Annotated in this window: 11 protein-coding genes; 8 read left to right on the top strand and 3 right to left on the bottom strand. The window is 42.8% G+C overall.

Annotated features, from left to right (window positions below):
* Positions 1–127 precede the first annotated feature (127 nt).
* Together LA303_RS04735 and LA303_RS04730 are read left to right on the top strand one after the other, a co-directional pair.
* Entirely contained in the window at positions 128–1,591 is a 1,464-nt protein-coding gene (locus LA303_RS04735) for a glyceraldehyde-3-phosphate dehydrogenase (RefSeq protein WP_240526784.1), read from the top strand.
* A gap of 142 nt (positions 1,592–1,733) precedes the next feature.
* The gene (locus tag LA303_RS04730) at positions 1,734–3,386 is read left to right on the top strand and encodes a hypothetical protein (protein WP_240526783.1); all 1,653 of its coding nucleotides are present in this window, start codon (positions 1,734–1,736) and stop codon (positions 3,384–3,386) included.
* A gap of 96 nt (positions 3,387–3,482) precedes the next feature.
* Here LA303_RS04730 and LA303_RS04725 read toward each other — a convergent pair whose 3' ends face one another.
* The 3 genes from LA303_RS04725 to LA303_RS04715 are packed head-to-tail and all read right to left on the bottom strand — an operon-like array spanning position 3,483 to position 7,917.
* Positions 3,483–4,184: a polyphosphate polymerase domain-containing protein gene (locus tag LA303_RS04725; protein WP_240526782.1), complete on the bottom strand. Its 702-nt coding sequence runs from the start codon at positions 4,182–4,184 to the stop codon at positions 3,483–3,485.
* Between the two features lie 17 nt (positions 4,185–4,201).
* The gene (locus tag LA303_RS04720; RefSeq protein ID WP_240526781.1) at positions 4,202–4,882 is read right to left on the bottom strand and encodes a DUF4956 domain-containing protein; all 681 of its coding nucleotides are present in this window, start codon (positions 4,880–4,882) and stop codon (positions 4,202–4,204) included.
* Between the two features lie 29 nt (positions 4,883–4,911).
* A complete protein-coding gene (locus tag LA303_RS04715) occupies positions 4,912–7,917 on the bottom strand; it encodes a right-handed parallel beta-helix repeat-containing protein (protein ID WP_240526780.1) in 3,006 nt (1,001 codons plus the stop codon).
* Positions 7,918–8,228: 311 nt separating this feature from the next.
* On the opposite strand from LA303_RS04715, the gene LA303_RS04710 reads away from it, so the two are divergent.
* The 6 genes from LA303_RS04710 to LA303_RS04685 all read left to right on the top strand — a co-directional run bounded on the left by LA303_RS04710 (position 8,229) and on the right by LA303_RS04685 (position 19,826).
* Positions 8,229–8,960, top strand: coding sequence for a glycosyltransferase family 2 protein (locus tag LA303_RS04710; RefSeq protein ID WP_240526779.1), 732 nt, complete (start codon positions 8,229–8,231; stop codon positions 8,958–8,960).
* A 23-nt stretch (positions 8,961–8,983) separates the two neighbouring features.
* The gene (locus tag LA303_RS04705; RefSeq protein ID WP_240526778.1) at positions 8,984–10,903 is read left to right on the top strand and encodes an ArnT family glycosyltransferase; all 1,920 of its coding nucleotides are present in this window, start codon (positions 8,984–8,986) and stop codon (positions 10,901–10,903) included.
* Between the two features lie 27 nt (positions 10,904–10,930).
* Positions 10,931–12,454 (top strand): hypothetical protein, encoded by a 1,524-nt coding sequence (locus tag LA303_RS04700; RefSeq protein WP_240526777.1) that lies wholly within the window; start codon positions 10,931–10,933, stop codon positions 12,452–12,454.
* 62 nt (positions 12,455–12,516) lie between these two features.
* Complete coding sequence (locus LA303_RS04695; RefSeq protein WP_240526776.1) at positions 12,517–13,920, top strand: TlpA family protein disulfide reductase; 1,404 nt, start codon at positions 12,517–12,519, stop codon at positions 13,918–13,920.
* 81 nt (positions 13,921–14,001) lie between these two features.
* Positions 14,002–18,729, top strand: a complete 4,728-nt coding sequence (locus tag LA303_RS04690) for a PKD domain-containing protein (protein ID WP_240526775.1) — start codon at positions 14,002–14,004, stop codon at positions 18,727–18,729.
* A 56-nt stretch (positions 18,730–18,785) separates the two neighbouring features.
* Positions 18,786–19,826, top strand: coding sequence for a PorP/SprF family type IX secretion system membrane protein (locus LA303_RS04685; RefSeq protein ID WP_240526774.1), 1,041 nt, complete (start codon positions 18,786–18,788; stop codon positions 19,824–19,826).
* The last annotated feature ends 60 nt before the right edge of the window (positions 19,827–19,886 follow it).

The raw sequence follows: 19,886 nt of genomic DNA, 5'->3' as shown, positions 1-19,886 counted from the left end.
AGATGCCTTTTTTCATTTTTCCACTAATTATTCTGTTCTTCTTTTTCCTGAGTTTGAGAAAAAATCCCGTATATTTGTCCGACAGCTTATTTCTTAAATACTCACCTTTTTTAAATTTTAATGGACAATGACCCCAAAAAAAGACATGAACGGGAACTACGAAAGTTCCCTGAACGACTGGTCATATCAGGAAAAACTGGCCAATGAGTTCATCAGTGTGGTGTACAAATTGTTTTACGACAAATCCATTGAGCTGGCGTTGTTTCGCGATCAGTTAATCGACCGGAGTGCCAGTGTGATTTTGTATAAGCATTCGTATGCCGAAAACATTATCGACCGCCCGTTGCACATCAAAGATTCGCTCAAGCTGGCCAAAGCCATTCTGCATTCCGACATCGGTCAGTCGCGTATCGATATTGGCCGGTTAAACCGCGAGTGGCTCGAAGAGCGGAAAAACTTTCTGGACGAAGAAGACTTTATCAATTACAAGCTCAAACACCTTAAGAAGTCGAAAATAAAACCCTTTAAACCGCGCGATGTTATTCTTTACGGATTTGGACGTATCGGTCGTTTGCTGGCCCGGCAGCTTATCATCCAGGGCAACGGAAACCAGTTGCGGGTTCGTGCCATAGTGACCCGCGGCAACGACGATTTGCACATCATCAAAAGAGCTTCTCTTTTCCGGCACGACTCGGTACACGGTCCGTTCCGGGGGGTAGCCATCGAAAATCTCGAAGAAAAAACCATCTACATCAACGGCCATAAAGTGCTAATGCTGGCCGCTTCCAATCCCGAAGAGCTTGATTATACCGAATATGGCATCGAAAATGCTATTCTGATTGACAACACCGGCGTTTTCCGCGACAGGGAAGGACTAAGCCGGCATCTGAAAGCCAAAGGCGTGGACAAAGTACTGCTGACGGCCCCCGGAAAAGGTGACATTCCCAACATCGTGTACGGAATAAACGACAAAGAGGTGGAAGTGAAAAACGAACGGGTTTTTTCAGCTGCTTCGTGTACCACCAATGCCGCCACGCCGGTTTTGTGGCTCATCGAAAAACATTTCGGCATTGAAAAAGGTCATCTCGAAACCGTTCATTCGTACACCAACGACCAGAACCTGCTGGACAACTTCCATAAAAAATACCGCCGGGGAAGAGGCGCCCCACTCAATCTTGTCATTACCGAAACCGGTGCTGCCAGTGCGGTATCCAAAGCCATCCCATCGTTGAAAGGGAAACTTACCGGCAACGCCATCCGCGTGCCCACCCCCAATGTTTCGCTGGTGATTATGACTCTGGAACTGAAACGGGAAACGTCAATAGAAGAGGTGAACGAACTCATGCGGAAGGCATCGCTCGAAGGTGACCTGGTACGGCAGATCAAGTATTCCACTTCTAACGATGCGGTTTCTTCTGATTTTGTAGGCGAACCGGCCACCGCTATTTTCGACAGCCCGGCAACCAAAATCTCGCAGGATAAAAAAACCATCACCATTTATGTTTGGTACGATAACGAATTTGGTTATGCCATTCAGGTTATCCGGGTAGCCAAGCTTATTGGCGGAGTTCTGCGTCCGACATATTATTAGGATTATCTTTCTTCGATAACAAAGCCTGTCACCTTATTTGGCAGGCTTTGTTGTTTTAATAGGGTTAAAACGGCAATCTTTTTCTAAATTTGTCAGAAAATAGCAATCTTTTTTCTTTGAAAGAAGTCCATTATCCAAATTTATGAAAAACCGATACCGAAATTTGCTCTACTTTTTTCCTGTCCTTTATCTTTTGCTGGGATTTTATTTCCGGCAGATATTCGGGAATTTGTCGTTGCGTTCGGTTGACCCGGATTATCTGCATTTTTTGAGTGGGTTGTGTATTTCCGTCGGAAAATTCGGCCAGGCCAATATCGACCATCCCGGCAGTCCGCTGCAATTTCTTTTAGCCATTGTATTTAAATCGGTATATTTTTTCAGGCCACATAAACTGGCTTATTTTCAGGATGTCATCTTACATTCGGATTTGTATCTCTCGGTGGCCAATTTGATGATAACGCTTGTAATTGCTGCTTTTTTACTTTGGCTTGGGAAAACGGTTTTGAAAATTACCGGCAATGTGGTGTATGCTCTGTCGGTTCAAACGGCTCCTTTCCTGCTGAAAATCTGGTACGACATTATCGGACGGATTTATCCCGAGCTGTTGTTCGTAATTCCGGTTTTTATTCTTATCGCACTATTTTTCAGCGAAATGTATTCAGACAAGAAAAACGGAAAAGAATATGTTGTTCCGTACGCATTTGCCGTGGCTTTCGGCATGGCATTAAAAATGACTTTTATTCCGTTTTTGCTGGTTCCCCTGTTTTTGATCCGCAAAAAAAGAAACAAGCTGAAATATCTTTTACTGACGGTGGTTTTCTTTTTTGTATTGGCGCTTCCGGTATTATTTCAGTTTGGGAAATTCCGCCGTTGGATGACCGGTATTTTTGTGCACAGCGGTGCTTATCAGACGGGCAGCAGCCACATTTTGGATACGGGACTGTTTGTGAAAAATCTGCAAACGCTTTTTGTCGCCCAAAAACTGTTTTTTATTGCTTTCTTCGTTTTGGCCGGCCTGCTGGTGGTTTTTCTTGTCCTTAAAAAATCAAAAGAACCTCTTTTCCGCATCGGCCTAGGGCTGACGGTTGCCTTTCTCGGAATGATTTTCATCATGGGAAAACATTATCAGATGCGTTATTTTGTTCCGGCATTGTTGTTTTTCCCGTTTATTTTAATCATGGATTTGGAAATGCTGGCAACTTTTTTCAAAAAGAAAGTTGTAACGGTTTTCTTTCCGGTTTTCCTGATGCTGATACTTGGTTTCCGGTTGGCAAAAATGGTGCCGGAAGCCCGTTATACTTCCAAATACATCGGTGCACAAATGGCAGCACGGGAAAAAACGGCTGCTTTTGTAAAAACGCTGCCTTCTGACAGTTACAAAATTATTGTATCGCAGGATTACGGATGTCCGTTTCAGGCTTATGCCGTGATGTACAGTTTTTGCGTGGCCGGAAAAAACTGGCCCGGGGCGAGAGAAAAGCTGAATAAACTTTATCCGGATACATATCAGTATTTTACATGGGACAATTCGCTAAAATACTGGGGAAAACCGTTTAACCCGGACAGCATTGCCGTTTCCGGAAAACCGGTTTATCTTTATTTGCAGAAAAATACAGATGCTCTCTTTAAACGTACCGAAAACAAGTTGTTTCATCGTTTTCCGGGATACTCGATGCAAAAGAAACCGGTTTTTGAAAATCCGGAAAACGGGGAAGCCATTTATCAAATCCGGATTTCCAAAAGATTTCCTGCGGATACGCTTTCGCCCGATACCGGATCAAAGCTTGCACAATAAAAAGGGTAAAGGGAGAACTTTTTTTCATTTTACTTTGTGATCATCATTTTCCTGAAAGCGAAAAACAGGGATAGCGCACACCGTATTTTTCAAGTGTCAAACCGGTATCGAAAAAATCATTCCGATGCCAGTAACATATTTCGAACTTTTTGTCAACCGGAAAGGAAGAAAATCGGCAATACTTACTGCTTCACGGTAATCAGCGTAAGCGTATTTTAGCTCTACCACCAAATCGCGGCTTACATACTTTTCCAGAAAATAATTGGGAGCCGGTCCCACAGCAAAATAGCTGAGTTCTTCATCCAATGTCAGCCTGAATTTACCATCAAATGTTGCATAGTACGTTCGTTTGTATCGATTTACAAGAGATGGTTTTTGTTTCAGCACCGATTCCAATGCCCAGTCAGGCAAAGAGGAATGCAGGAAAACATCCCGCAACATTTCCGCATTAAAATTTTCATCCATTTCAAAAGGCTGCAATGGAAACAGAAGTTTGTTTCCCAGCATCCCCTCTTTAATTTTAAATTCCAAAACGGGTTTTGACACTTTCCCCATCATATCGCCATACCAACGTATCCGGGCTTTTTTTCGCTTTCCGTGCCCTGCCAGATTTTCATAAAAAGCATCCAGTCCGGCGGTATCAAGATAAATGTTGTTAATATAACGTGGATAAAAGATCGGGCTGAAAGATGCCGGATGAAGCCGGATTTGCTGCTGTACGGCAGCCCGTTGCATATCACTAATCAGATATTTTCGCTCATAGCGGCTATTCTTCAAATCAAATTCGGGGAAAAACATAAGATGGCATTCGTAGATTAAAAAGATTTACTCTCCACAAAAGAAATACGCAACGCTTTCCCAAACTTATCCGCCTTCTCTTTAAAGGTCTGTAATTTTTCTGCATTTGGCGTATCAATGACGAACGAAGCTTCCATTACCTGACCATTTTCATCATAACGGGTAAGGACATATTTCCCAAAAACTTCCTGCACCAGAGCAGTTACCTCTTTTAACTCGGCATCTCCTGCTTTTGCAGAAAAATTCAAATGAACATTTTGATAGGTTTTTTTATAACGAAAAAGATGTCTTCCCCAGATAATCACCAGCGCCACAGCGGTTGCCACAGCGGTGATCAGCGTTTGGTTGGCCCCTAATCCAAGCCCGATAGAGATGGCCAGAAACAAATAAGCCAGTTCTTCCGGCTCTTTGATCGCTGCACGGAACCGCACAATGGAAAGTGCGCCTACCAAACCCAACGACAAAGCCAAGGACGATTTTACAATCGTAATAATGAGCATTGTAGTAAAGGCAATAAGTAAAAAAACGCCCGCAAACTGTCGCCGGTTCGAAATGCTCCGGGCACAACGGATATAAGTATATTCCAGTGCCAGTATCAAAATGATAATAACAGCTGAGTTTATCAAAAATTCAGTAATCGAAAGATTTTGATTTTGTGTAATCAGAAATTTCTGAAACAGGTTCCACTTATCGTTCATGCGTATCTTTTTTGGCTAAATTATAAAATTCAATAAAACAATTTATCCAGGTTTTTTTCTTTACCCAACAACGTTTTGCCATCCCATTTTATGACCGACCCTTTTTCAATCATCCAGTGAGTAAGGGTATGGCTAATTTTTATGTTATTTATTTCCATGGTAGCCGGGCCATATTCCGCCTTTTTCTGCAATAATATTAATCCGTAACGGCAATTAGAAATATAGCTATCAGAAACTTTCAAATCAGAAAGGTCCTTGGAAGCCATCCCAATATTTGCATGATTTATCACCACGTTACTCACCACCAGATGAGAAGCTTCGCCCCCACTGATCCCTTTATCGTTCACCTGATTTGCATATACCGAATCAATCCTGATCTGGCTTCCGGAAAGATCCAGCGCATCATTACCCACCTTGTAAAAAGCACAATTCTGCACCAGCCCGCTGCTAAAATCCGAATCAAATGCATCGCTGTAGGTATTTACAAAACGTGTATTTTCCAAAGTAAATTGCGACCGGACCATATTAATACCATCTTCGCATTGGTTATTATTGAGCAGCACATTTTTCAGATGCACATTTGATTCATAAAAAGTAACCGCACCCGTGAGCTGCCAGGTTTTATAATCGAGCGTATTGAGATGACTGAACCGTACATTCTGAATTACGGAAATGCCTTTGGCTTGCAAAAGCGTAAAGCCTTCTGCTGTAGAATCGGAAGACATTATGATCACCGGTTCCTCCCGCGTTCCTTTCATTACCACCGGTGAATAAGAGAGGAAAAGACCATGTTGCACAAAGTCTAACGTCGTTCCTTTTGTAAAATGCACAACATAACCTTTGGGAATAACTACCGGATAATTCACTACCGTTTTTCCGGTTTTGATATAAATATTTTTTCCGGTCACTTTAGCAAAAACCGGCCGTTTTAAATTCACCTTTTTCATCAACTCCTGCCGGGGAGTCAACCCGCGGGGAACAGGCCAAGGACGGACAGGAGCGACATAGGTTTCCGAATGTCCCTTAATCATAAAAAACAAATACCGGGCAAGCGTATCCGCCCAGATGTTCAGCGTATCCGCATGGCCATCGTGATACGCCTGTATTTTTGGCATTCGGATAAAATGAAAATCGGCATACCGGGCTTTCCTGCCGGTTCCCAACAAAATAATATTTCGCGGAAAATAGTTTTCGATATGCAAAAGAGCAGAATCATTCCGTTTCCGTTGAATGTAAGCATTGACAAAATAATCGGGGGTATTTTCAAAAACAGCCGTGTCGTTAGCAACAGACTGCTGCTGCCGGAGATGAAACGCAGGATCATTCAACTTTTTATCCACAAAAGCTTTTAAAGCGGGTAAATATTGACGAACCTGCGCTGCACTTTTACGAAAGAAATTGGTGTCGTATACTGCCAACGGAAACTCTCTATGAATCAACGAATCGTACATCACAATCTGATGATGCGCTGCAGCTAAAACAGAATCCACAAAAGTTTCCTGTGAAAATCTTCTCAGATAATGCCAATACCTTTTTCGAAAAACAGCATCGTGAAACAGCCGGTACATCATTAATTCATCCGGAGGATCTTCCACTTTATCATCAAAAGCCTGATAAAGATAATTATCATGAATGGTAAGATCAGGACGGAAATGTCCGGTGTACCCGTCATAAGCAATCGGTTCTAACCGGTCTGTTATGGGATTGTAATAAAAACGCTGGTTATGCCATCGCATACCATGGCGGGCATGGGTAATCTCAAGCATGGCATAATATTTTGCCAGCGCCTCCAAATCAAAAATGTTGGAAGCCGGCTGCAACGAAAATTTATATTGCCGCATAAGGCGGGATGCATTCAGGAACTCTTTATGCAAGACTTTATCCCGCATGGTTTTCGACTTTTTAAACGGCTCAATAACCGCTGCCTGAAAACAAGGATACCAGGGCCATTTCCCGGTTGCTATTGCCATTTTCTGCATTTGCCAGAAAGCATCTTCCGAAAATTTTACAATCGGACCTTCGCGCCGTTTTCTGGATTCAACCAGTTGCTTTACAAAATGCTCTTCCCAGGCATATAATCCTAAAGACCGTTCGTTAAGAATAAGGGGAACAAAACCATATCGGGTGGTCAGGATATCCTGGCTTTCATAAAACCGGTGCGAAACCCACTCCATCAGGTAATCACGTGCTTCGGGTGTTTGTATGGAAAAAGTTCGCAAATGGTTCCAGGCATAATGTTTCTTGAGTTTGATCCGAAACGACCATTTGTCGCCTTGTAAATGATCAAGCCAGTCGCCTTTTAAACGCACTTTTGCCTTCATGATCTTCCCATCACCAAAAACAATGGCTTTTACCCAATCGTTTGGTGTTGTTTGCAATATGCCATTTTCGAAAGCTCGTTCCCTGATCCTTTCCAGTTTTACGAACTGAGAAGTATCAAAAACCAACACCAAAGGCTTTTCTGTAAAATGGGGATATTTTTTCTTTAGCTGATAATGAATTTTCAGATCATCAAAGTAGATCGTATCCCGACCACTATTATTCCACACGTAAAACAACAATTGTTTTCCCGAAAAAGTAGGCGGAACAAAAAAATTCAGCTCCAATTTCTCCCATCCGTTTTTGCCTTTAGCTACCGGCTCGGTCGATGCAAGGTAAAATGTCTTCGAATTCTTAGCCGAGGCCACCAAAGCACCATATTTACTGTTTTTGCCTTTGCGCCATACGGAAACCTGAAAATAGCTGTCGCCAACCACCGGCTTAAAATGTATTGTAAAAGCAAACACTTTTGACGGAAACGTCATCACCGAATATTTTCCATGATGGGCTTCCTTATCCGTTTGCAATTCACCTCCGCCAAAAAGAACAGAAGAATCATTTTGGGCATAAAAATTCTTTTTATCAACAGTCCGTTTCTCCGCTCCACAGTTTACCGATCTTTGCTTGGGAGGTAAAGGAGCGCGGCATGAAAAAAAGACCACAGCACCAATAATCCAGAAAAAAAACAAACTCTTTTTATGCAAAACCATTTTCATTTATCGATGCTAAATTAATTGTTTTCTATTCCGTTTACCGACAATTTTTTAATATTTTCCCCCGTATACTGATTTTCCGTCAAAAATATCAGGAAAGAAACAACGGACCAGAACAAATAAAAAGTTGCCATTCTCCATTCTCATTTACACCTGAGATTTCATTAAAAAAATGCCAAGATCCCCAAAACCATTTTGGATCAAAAAGACTCCCCCTTCTTCAGCCAGCACTTCAAATTACCACTGCGTTAAACGATTTAAGCGCCAAGCGCTTGTTTTATTATATTTGCTCGATATTTTCTATGAAACCTGATATGGAAAAAACTTTATCCATCATTATTCCTGCTTTTAACGAAGCCAACACCATCGAAATTATTTTAAAAAAGATAATCTCCGTTACGATCATTAACCATTTAAAACGGGAAATTATTGTGGTGGATGATGCTTCTACGGACGATACGGTTTCGCTCGCCGAAACTTTCCGGAAAGCACATCCCGAAGAAAATATTAAAATTGTGAGGCAGGATGTAAACCTCGGAAAGGGTGCCGCCATCCGCCGGGGCATTACTGTTGCCACCGGCGATTTTATTGTGGTTCAGGATGCCGATACCGAATACAATCCGGAAGATTACAACACGCTGCTCAAACCGGTACTGGACGGATTTGCCGATGTGGTTTACGGTTCGCGTTTTATGGGGGGCGAGCCGCACCGGATTTTGTTTTTCTGGCATTCCATCGGCAATAAACTGCTCACCACACTTTCCAACATGTTTACCAATCTGAACCTGACCGATATGGAAACCGGATATAAACTGTTTCGTGCCGGCATACTCAAATCGTTGCTGTTAAAAGAAAACCGTTTTGGTTTTGAGCCGGAAGTAACCGCTAAAATGGCCCGGGTTCCCGATATCAGAATTTACGAAGTCGGCATTTCCTATTACGGACGAACTTACAAAGAAGGTAAAAAAATCGACTGGCGGGATGGTTTTCGTGCCATTTGGTGTGTGCTGAAATACAATTTGTTCGACCGGAAAACTTTTCAATAATCACCTGACGGCACGACAAAACCATGCGTAAAGACGACCATAAAGAACAAACACTTGTTTTTATCCTGCTGGCTATCTTTTTTCTGTCGGCGGTGGTCGTGGTTTTTCATACGCAAAACAGTTTTGGCGGTGGCGACCATTTTACGCACTTCAGGCTGGCCCGGTGGGGATGGAAATATCCGAAACTGCTTTTCGACGAATGGGGCAAGCCGGTATTTACCCTTCTTGTGTCGCCTTTTGCCCAACTCGGCGTAAATTTTGCCCGGCTTTATAATGTGCTGGCCGGAATGCTGACCGCCCTGCTGGCCTGGAAACTTTCGCGGCGACTGGATTTTGCCAACAGCTGGCTGGTGGTTTTGCTGGTACTTTTTACCCCCATCTATTTTATTTCGATGTTTGCGGTGCTCACCGAAGTTACCTTCAGTCTTTTCCTGATATTGGCGTTGTATCTTTTTTTCGATAAAAAATACATCCTTTCGGCGGTGGTACTCTCGTTTTTGCCGTTGATAAGAACCGAAAGTGTGGTTTTGTTCCCGTTGTTTCTGCTGGCATTTGTTTTAAAAAAGCAGGGAAAAGCACTTCCTTTTTTCCTGAGTGGATTTGTACTGTTCAGCTTTGCCGGATGGCCGTTTTACGGAAGTTTTTTCTGGCTGATCAAAAACATGCCTTACCGCGGCGGAACGGAAGCCATTTATGGTCATGGCCGTTTGTTCCATTTTATTTTTCAGACGAATAACATTTTGGGGTATCCGATAGCCATCCTTTTTCTTGTCGGATTTTTTGCGTCGTTGTGGATATGGATAAAAAAAGACCGGTTTGCCCTCAACCGGCGGTTCTATTTCCTGTTGCTTGTTCCCGGCAGCTTTTTGCTATACCTGGCTGCCCATTCCTACGTCTGGTGGAAAGGTATCGGCAATTCTCTCGGATTAATCCGGGTCATCGCAGCTGTTACACCGCTGGCTGCCGTTACTGCCCTGTCTGGTTTAAATTGGATTATTCGTCCCTTTCAAAAATTCCGGAAAACGGTTTTCGTCGTTTTGTTTTTCTTTTTTGGCTGGATTGTCTATTTCGGAAGCACCCGGTACAAACAAAATTTTCATTTAAGCCGGCCCGAACAAATTCTTGCTCAGGCCTGTCGTTATATTCATGAAAACAAACTCGACAAGCATAAAATATATTACTTCTCCAATTTTGTTCCTTTCAAACTGGGTATCGACCCGTTTGACAATCGCCGGGTACAGGAAAGGTTGCCGCGGCACCAAAACATTTCCGGTGCATTGCCCGACAGCAGCCTCATTGTATGGGACGCCCATTTTGGCCCCAACGAAGGGAATACGCCGCTTTATCAGTTGCTGAACGACAGCGGTTTGCAGTTGTTGCGTGTTTTTAAACCACAGGTTCCGTTTCGGGTACTGGGCGGATACGATTATGCGGTTTACATTTTCCAAAAAGGAAACCGTGTGTTGCCGGAACACCGGAAAATTGTGTTGGATTTTGAAAACAAACAAGACAAAAAAGGCAGATTTTATTCGGACAGCCATGCTTTCAGCGGGCATTATTCTTTAAAAATGGACAGCCTTATCCGGTTTTCCCCGGTAATTTCCATTCCGGCAGCCACACTGAAAAAAGCAAAATGCGATACGCTGAAAGTAACCGTGCAGGTATATCCTGTTCATCCGCTGGCACAAACGCCGTCGTCGCTGGTCATCAGCCTGCAAAACGGCAAAAAAGCCCTTCGTTATTATGCTTACGATTTTAACCGTCCCCCGGAAAAACGAACATTCCGGATTAACCGGTGGAACACCGTTACCGTTTATTATGCGGTGGACACCACTTTGGTTGGTAATGCCGATCAACTGCTCATTTACCTTTGGAACCGGGGGAAAAAAGATATTTATTTTGACGATCTGGAAGCTGTTATGCTTTCCGGTACAGGAAAGTAATCGTATTTTTGGAAAAATTTGAAGCTGATGAGAAAGCATTTTGTCCGGTGGTGTATGCTGATCGTGCTGGCCATAACACTTTTTTCCGATTTCGGCGGAAAGATATGGCGTTCGCCCGACAGGGTTATTCAGTGGGATGTAATTGATTATTACGGATACCTGCCGGCTGCTTTCATTTATCATGACATTACTTTAAAGTTCAAAGACCATTACAACGGGGAAAAACATTTTGTTATCTGGGCACAAAAAACAGCTACCGGAAACTACGTTTTTAAAATGACCATGGGGGTTTCGGTAATGGTGTCGCCGTTCTTTTTTGTTGCCAATGCCGTTGCCGGGCATCTCGGTTACAACACAGGAGGCTATTCGCTTCCATACCGGTTTGCCATTGTGGTTGCCGGGCTGTTTTACCTGATGCTTGGCTTGTTGTTTCTTGCAAAAGTCCTTCGGCGGTTTTTTACAGAAACCGTTACCGGCATCATTGTACTTTCGCTCGGGCTGGGAACCAACTTGTTTTGGTACAGTACGTTTGAGCCGGGCATGTCGCATGTTTACACCTTTTTTCTCGCTTCCGTTTTTATTTATCTGACTATTTTGTGGTATCAAAAGCCGTCGGTGTTTATCACGGTTTTGCTGGGCGCCGTTACCGGTTTGCTTACGCTGATTCGTCCGGTGAATGTGCTTTTTATTCTGTTTTTTATTCTGTTTCAGGTGAAAGATGTGGAAACCCTGAAAAACAGATTACTGCTGTTTTGGAATACGAAATCCCGGCTTTTGCTGATGGTAATAATGGGTTTCCTGGTGTTGCTTCCGCAGTTTGTATATTGGAAAACCGTTACCGGGCACTGGATTTATTATTCTTACGGTAAAGAAGGATTCTTTTTCCTGCATCCGCAAATCGTTAATGTGCTGTTCAGCTTTCGCAAAGGATGGTTTGTTTATACACCGGTGATGATTTTTGCGGTAATCGGAATTTATTTCCTGTATAAAAAATACAAATCTTTTTTTCTGCCTGTGTTGTCGTTGCTGATAGTATATCTTTATGTGGTTTCATCGTGGTGGTGCTGGTGGTACGGCGGCAGTCTCGGCCAGCGCGAACTGATTGATATCTATCCTTTTATGGCGCTGCCGCTGGCTGCTTTTACAGAAAGTATCCTGAGGCTGAAAAAACCGTTGGATTACATTTTTTCCGTATTGTTCGGGGCATCGGTCTTGCTCGGGACTTTTTACAATGTACAATATTATTACGGGTCCATTCACTGGGATTCGATGACCCGGGCTGCCTGGTTCAATTCTTTTGGAAGAATTCATCCGTCGGCACAATTTAAAAATCTGATCAGCACGCCCGATTACAATGATGCCTTGAAAGGTTTACCCGAAAAAACTCCCCAGAAAATCTCTGAAAAAGAAACACTCAGCAAAATCATCCGCCGGATAAAAAAGGATAAAAACTGGATGAACCTTATTCGGGAAAAAGCAAAACAAAGAAATATCCCAGTTGATTCCATGCTGCTGCTGGACGCCCGGTATGTACTGGAACACGAAAAATAAAGCACCGGCTTTTTTCAACCATCCGCGATTTCTCCTACCTTTGTCGTTCAAAATTGGGGAAAATGAAACGGCTTTGGATCATACTTTTTTCATGGGTGCTGGTGGTTCCGGCTTTTGCGCAGCAGGGATATAAAATTAACATTCAAATCAAAGGCTCGCGGGATACCACTTTGTTGCTTGCTTCGTATTACGGCGACAAAATCAGGCTGGTGGATACGGCACATGCCAAAACTCCCGGAAATTTTGTTTTGGAAGGAAAAAAGCCTTTGCCCGGCGGTGTGTATATGGCCGTCAGCCCCAAAAAAGCAAAGCTGTTTGAGTTTCTGATAAACAAAAACCAGCATTTTAAACTGGTTACCGATACGGCAAATATTTCCATGCACCTGAAAGCTTACGGCTCGCCTGAAAACAAAGCCTTTTTCCACTATCTCCAGGCAAGCGACAAAATTTACCATCAGGTGATAAAACTGCGAAATGAGCAGAAGAAAACGCCGAAAAACAGTCCGCAATACAAAAAGCTGCAGGAAGAAATCACAGCCCTGCGGCAGCAGAATAACCAAGAAAGGAGAAAACTTATTCAGAATCATCCGGGGACTTTTGTGGCCAAGCTTTTTAAAGCCATGGAACCGGTTACCCCGCCTAAAAATCCCCATCCGGAAGATTCGCTTTTTGCCTTTCATTACCTGCAAAAACATTTCTGGGACAACTTTGATTTGAGCGATTCGCGGTTATTGCGCAGTCCGGTTTACGACCAGAAAATCAAAACTTATTTCAGGCAATTTGTCCCGTTCGAGCCCGATTCGGTGGACCGTGCCATCGACCGTGTCATTGCCATGGCTCGCCCTAATAAAGAATGTGTAAGTTATCTCGTATGGTATTTTACGGTAGAATACCAAAACCCGAAATACATGGGCTTCGACAAGGTTTTCGTGCACATGGTCGATCAGTATTTTGCCAAAGAACCCATTGCCAACACTTCACCTTCCGTATTGAAACTGCTGAAAGACCGGGCTGCCAAAATCAAGCCCCTGTTGCTTGGAAAACCGGCACCTTTGCTCATTTTGCAGGATACATCCGGTCGTTTTGTTTCGTTTTACGACATCCGGAAAAAGTTTACGCTACTGTTTTTCTGGGACTATAAATGCCACATCTGCAAACGGCAACTGGCCGAACTGGTTCCGCTGTATCCGAAACTGGCCAAAAAATACGATCTTGCCGTTTACGGAATATGTATTAATCCCGATTTAAAAGCATGGAAAGAGGCTGTCAGGAATCGTCATTTGCCGTGGATTAACGTAAACGGAACGCGTACGCTGCAGGGCGATTTTACCAAACTATACGATATTCACGGGACTCCCCAGCTTTTTTTACTCGATAAAAACAAGCACATTATAGCGAAGCAATTTTCTGTAAATCAATTAGAAAAGATTTTAGAAGATTTCGCTTCCCGGCAAGCTGAAAAATAATTCGGCAATTTTAGACAATCAAACCGCTTATCTCTTCGTTAATTATATAATTTTATTGCCTAAAATTGTAAGTATTCACGAATGAGAAAATTTACTTTTTTATTTCTATTGACACTGCTATCTCTGGGTGTGTGGGGACAGTGTAGCACAACAGCGGACTTCACGTATGTTTATACCGGCTGTAGTACCATTCAGTTTACTGATGCATCCACGGCTTCTCCTAATTATAATCTGGTCAAATGGGAATGGAATTACGGTGATGGAGATACCGCCACCGGTCCGATTGTTTCTCACACTTTTACCCCCGGAATTACGGTAAATGTTAAATTAGTGGTTACAGCAGATTCTTCGGGTGTTACCTGTACCGATTCCATTGTAAAGACAATTGTTATTCACGCTTTGCCTACTGTATATGCAGCCAGTGATCATAATCCGTCATGTATTGTTGTTCCCGCCCAATTTTTTGGCTCTTCGGGAATGGAACCCTATATCAACAGTTGGCAATGGGATTTTGGTGACGGAACTTTTGACACAGTACAAAATCCTGCCCATTTATACGCCGACACCGGATCGTATCAGGTTATTTTACACATTGTCGACAGCAACGAGTGTGCTAACAACGATACGCTCATACAAAAGGTAAACTCTTTACCGGCCATGGATTTTAGCTGGAGTGTGGAACCGGCAGCAACAACCGATAATTTACAATTTACAGCAACCGTCGACACTACTCTTGCTCCTGTAACCTCCTGGCACTGGGATTTTGGTGACGGAGACACTTCCAATATTCAGAATCCGACTCATCAATACAGCGATACCGGTCAGTATTCCGTTACGCTTTCTATCATTTCCGGAGGTTTTTGTCCCAATTCGCTTACAAAGATTGTCCATGTTGAACCTTTACCGGCACCCGATTTTACGGTTTCTGCAGTATGTTTAAATGATACAACTTATTTTACAGATTCAACAACTACACCGGTAGGAACGATTACCACCTGGAAATGGTATTTTGGCGATGGCGACAGCCTGATCATTCACAGTCCCGACAATCCAAATGTGAAACACATTTACCGTGTAAAAACCATTTATCCGGTAACATTATTGGCCATTAACTCTGAAGGATACGAACGCAGTATCACAAAAAATATAACTGTGGTTCCCAAACCACTGGCCGATTTTACTTTTAATGACACCTGTTATACGCTACCGACAACTTTTACCGATCAATCTTCTCTTGAGGGAGGTTCTGCTATCACATCCTGGAATTGGGACTTTAGTGATACACTTTCCGGTGCCGCCGACTCTTCCGTTCTACAAAACCCGACGCATATTTTCAGCTTACCCGGTACCTATCCGGTACAACTTATCATAAGAAATGCCGATGGATGTTCAGATACCACAATAAAACCTGTTGTAAGAGACACTTTACCGACTGTAGAATTTACAATATCGAAAGATTCCGTTTGTCCGGGAGAAGATGTTTCGTTTTACGGCATCGCTACCGATATCAGCATCTGGCACTGGGATTTTGGAAATGGAGACACTTCACAATACCAAAACCCCACTTACCACTATTCAACATCTGGCACTTACACCGTTACATTAACCGTAACCAATACCAATGGCTGTACAAGCAGTGTTTCGCACACTATTTACGTCAAGCCCCAACCGTTAACTGATTTTACTTTCAATATCTGGTGTCAGGGGGATACAACCTGTTTTTGGGATCAGTCTTCTGTTCCCAATGGTTACATTACTGAATGGAACTGGAGTTTTGGCGATGGAGATACATCAACGCTTCAAAACCCAGAACATTTGTATCAACCCGTTGGACAATATTACGCCACCCTTTCGGTTACATCCAACGAAGGTTGCCGCAATTCAGCCACTCATATTATCATTTTTGACTCACTTCCTTCACCCGATTTTTCCCTTTCGCCTGCGTGTATGAACGATACCACATTTTTCACGGATAAAACGACTACTCCGGTGGGCGTTATCACCACCTGGAAATGGTATTTTGGCGATGGCGACAGTTTGATCGTTCATGACCCGGACAGTGCCAATGCAAAACATATTTATCTGGCACAAACCACCTATAATGTCACTTTGCTTACCATTAGTTCTTTTGGTTTTGAGCGCAGCATTACAAAACAAATTACGGTTCATCATAAGCCATTGGCCAACTTCACTTTTAATGACACCTGTTACTATGCTCCCATTTCCTTTACCGATTCATCCACCCAAGATGGCGGTTCTGCTTTGTCTGGATGGAACTGGAACTTTGGAGACCCCATATCGGGTATCGACAATGAATCGGATTTACAAAATCCTACACACATTATGAGCCATCCTGATACATTTAATGTCCGATTAATTGTTACCAATCTGGATGGCTGTACAGACACCGCTTTGAGGGAGGTTGTTGTTGATTCTGTACCACCGGTAGACTTTACCCTCCTGAACGATTCTATTTGCTTTGGAGAGAATGCCTATTTTTATGCAACAGGTAAAGACATCACTTCCTGGGAATGGGATTTCGGAAACGGAGACAGCTCTTCATTTCAAAATCCGGTATATAAATACCCGGCGCCAGGACTATACACCGTTACCCTGCGAACAACGAGTTTAAAGGGCTGCGAATCCATCGTATCCCACAAAGTATTTATCATTGCCCCACCCCAAGCTGATTTTAGTATTGGAAAAAGCTGTATTGGCGATTCTACCCTATTTACAGACAAAACACTCTGTCCTGTAGGTTACATATCCCAATGGCAATGGGATTTTGGTGACACGGCGTCCACGACAAATCAATCATCATTACAAAATCCGGCACACCGGTTTACGTCGGTAAACGGGTATAAAGTTCAATTGATCACAACCAATAATTTTGGATGTGCCGATACTGTTTTTCATTATGTAAATGTTTTCGACAAACCTCAACCCGGATTCATTTTTCAGCAGTCGTGCGACCCGGCTACCGAGGTTTATTTTACAGACACATCGAAACGAAGCAGCAGCAAAAGTCCGATTATTCTGTATCAGTGGAATTTCTTCCAAAGTGATTCCTCTTATTTGCAAAATCCAACTTATCGTTTTCCTGATTTTGACTCCTGTTATCAAGTCACGCTTACTGTAACCGATACCAACAGCTGTTCAAATACGGATACCGTTCGGGTATGTCTTCGCGATAGCTTAACGATCAATTTTACGGCACCAACCGTTTGCTTTAACCAGCGTACTTTTTTCAAGGCCTCTTATTCGCCATCATCAGACTCCATAGCCCAATACACTTGGGATTTCAATGATGGAAGTGAGCAATTCACCACATTTCATGACACCATCAGCCATCGCTTCCCCCGTCCGGGAACTTATCAGGTAACGCTTTCTGCTACAGACACCAATGGTTGTTCTATCACTATTTCACGTGAAGCCATTGTTGATTCTTTGCCCACTCCGAATTTTATCTTCACAACGCCGGCCTGTGATCAGCCCACTTACTTTGTGGATTCTTCACAGGGAAATGGCAACTTCATCAGTGCATGGAAATGGGATTTCGGAGATGTCTCATCCGGAACAGAAAATTATTCCGACGAGCAAAATCCCAATCATTTATATCTCTCACAAGACAGTGTTTATCAGGTAAAACTTGTCGTTACAAACTTTAACGGATGTATCGATTCTATTACCAAACCTGTTGAGAGACATACTTGTTTAAATGTATTTTACACAGCAAACACAGGTACAGGTTGTGCCAACAATCCGATTTACTTCAGAGACCAAACGGTTTTGTATGGCACCACCGGAAATATCACCGAATGGTACTGGGATTTTGGCGATGGAAACCAAACCACTTACAATACTTTTACCGACTCGATACCGCACACTTACAACAAACCGGGCAATTACCTGGTTACACTCCGGGTAACGGCAAATGTCAACAATACATTATTTAGCCAAGAATATGACTCATCCATTCTTGTTTACAAACCACCGATAGCAGGTTTCTCATATAGTCCGGCCTGTGCGGGACAAGTCGTTTATTTCACGGATTCCACAACAACCTTTGATGCTCCCATCAGTCAATGGCAGTGGACTTTTAATGATCCTAACTCCTATTTAAACACGTCATCTTTACAAAACCCAACACATGTATATGATTCTACAGGAACTTTTCCGGCACAACTGATTGTAACCGATCAACACAATTGTAAAGATACCGCCTCCCAACCGGTAGAGGTTTATCCCGTTCCAAATGCCTCTTTCACCTTTACTCCCAATGCAAACGGGGTTACAGGACAAGTATTAATGAACAATACTTCCACAGGAGCCAGTACGTATTTTTGGGATTTTGGTGACGGCGGAACATCTACCGAAGAAAATCCGTTGTATCAATATTCATCCGTCGGCGTTTTCCATATTTTACTGGTTGCCACAAGTCAATACCAGTGCTCTGATTCGGCTACTTCTACTTACGACCTTACATCAGGTCTTTATGTACCTAATTCATTTGCTCCCAATAGTGATGCTCCGGGCACCAATATCTTTTTACCCAAAGGCATTCATTTAAAGAGCTATCAGATTCAAATATTCAGTTCGTGGGGAACATTGTTATGGGAAAGCGATAAACTGACACCAAACGGTGAACCGGCAGAAGGATGGGACGGAACCTACAAAGGTAAACCCATGCCTGCCGGAACCTATATTTGGCACATTAAAGCTAAATTTCTCAACGACCAAATTTGGGAAGGGTCTGATAATGGCGACGGACATGTTAAACCCTATGGAACAGTCAACCTTATTCGTTAACGAAGGCTGAAAAGTAAAAGAAAATCATGAAGGTAAAAAAACTAAATAGAATATTCTTGTCTGCAGTTTTTCTGTTGTTGTCTGCTTTTTACCCATTGTATGCACAAGATATCACTTTTTCGCAGTTTTTTAATAATCCAACTTATTACAATCCGGCATACGTCGGTTTAACCACCGGACTTAAAATACGGTTTGACGGAAGGAGGCAATGGACCAGTCTGCCTGGCGACTATAAAGCTTACTCTTTTAGTGCCGATATTGCCGACAGAAATATCCCGGGGGCAGGAGGAATTGGCATCATTGCTTCTTCGGTAACAGAAGGAGTCGGTATGCTGCAAACCACTACTTTTGGATTTATGCCATCGGTTCGTATTCAAATCAACGGGTTCTCGCTTCTTCAATTTGGGGCTTTGATTTCTGTCATGTCTCGCCAGGTAAAATGGGAAAACCTTGTTTTTTCTGATCAATTAGACCCGCGACTTGGAAACATCAGTCCGAGCAGTTTTTCCTATCCGGACAGCAAACCGGCCGTATTTCCCGATTTCTCCATCGGAGGTATTTATCAGCTGAAGATTAATAATGTAACCGGAACCTTTGGTCTCGCCGTTCATCATATTACAGAACCAGACCAGTCTTTTTTACAAGATATATCTCCGCTCCCAAGAAAATGGGTAGCGCACATGGATTTTATCATTGATTTCAAGAAAAACAGAGGATATTACGGCCGCGCCAGAGAATTTAAAATTGATCCGGGAATTCTATATCAGTCGCAAGCCGACATGGATCTCCTGGCCATAGGAATAAACGCCTATGTATCCAATGTTTATTTCGGCGCATGGTTCAGAAATGAAGTTTTTAATACATCCAGTTTTACTACGTTGGTATGGATGGTTGGTTTAAATATCCCATTAAACAATATCAGCCGGATGAAAGTAATGTACTCTTTCGACATGAATACTTCTCGCAACACCAATTTTACCGGCCCTTCACACGAAATCAGCCTCACATTTGCTTTCGACAAAATCAGGATTATCAATCCAAACCGGATGAGAAGCAAAAAACGCTGGCACAGTCCTTTGGAATGTTCCCCGTTTTAATATCAAATAAAAAAAGCCGGATGAAATCATTATCCGGCCTTTTTTAGATTCTTCAGCAAA

Source organism: Candidatus Sulfidibacterium hydrothermale (assembly GCF_020149915.1).
Classification (GTDB): Bacteria; Bacteroidota; Bacteroidia; order Bacteroidales; family F082; genus Sulfidibacterium; species Sulfidibacterium hydrothermale.
The sequence above is the reverse complement of the archived record's forward strand: the minus strand, read 5'-3'. Positions and strand labels throughout refer to the sequence as shown.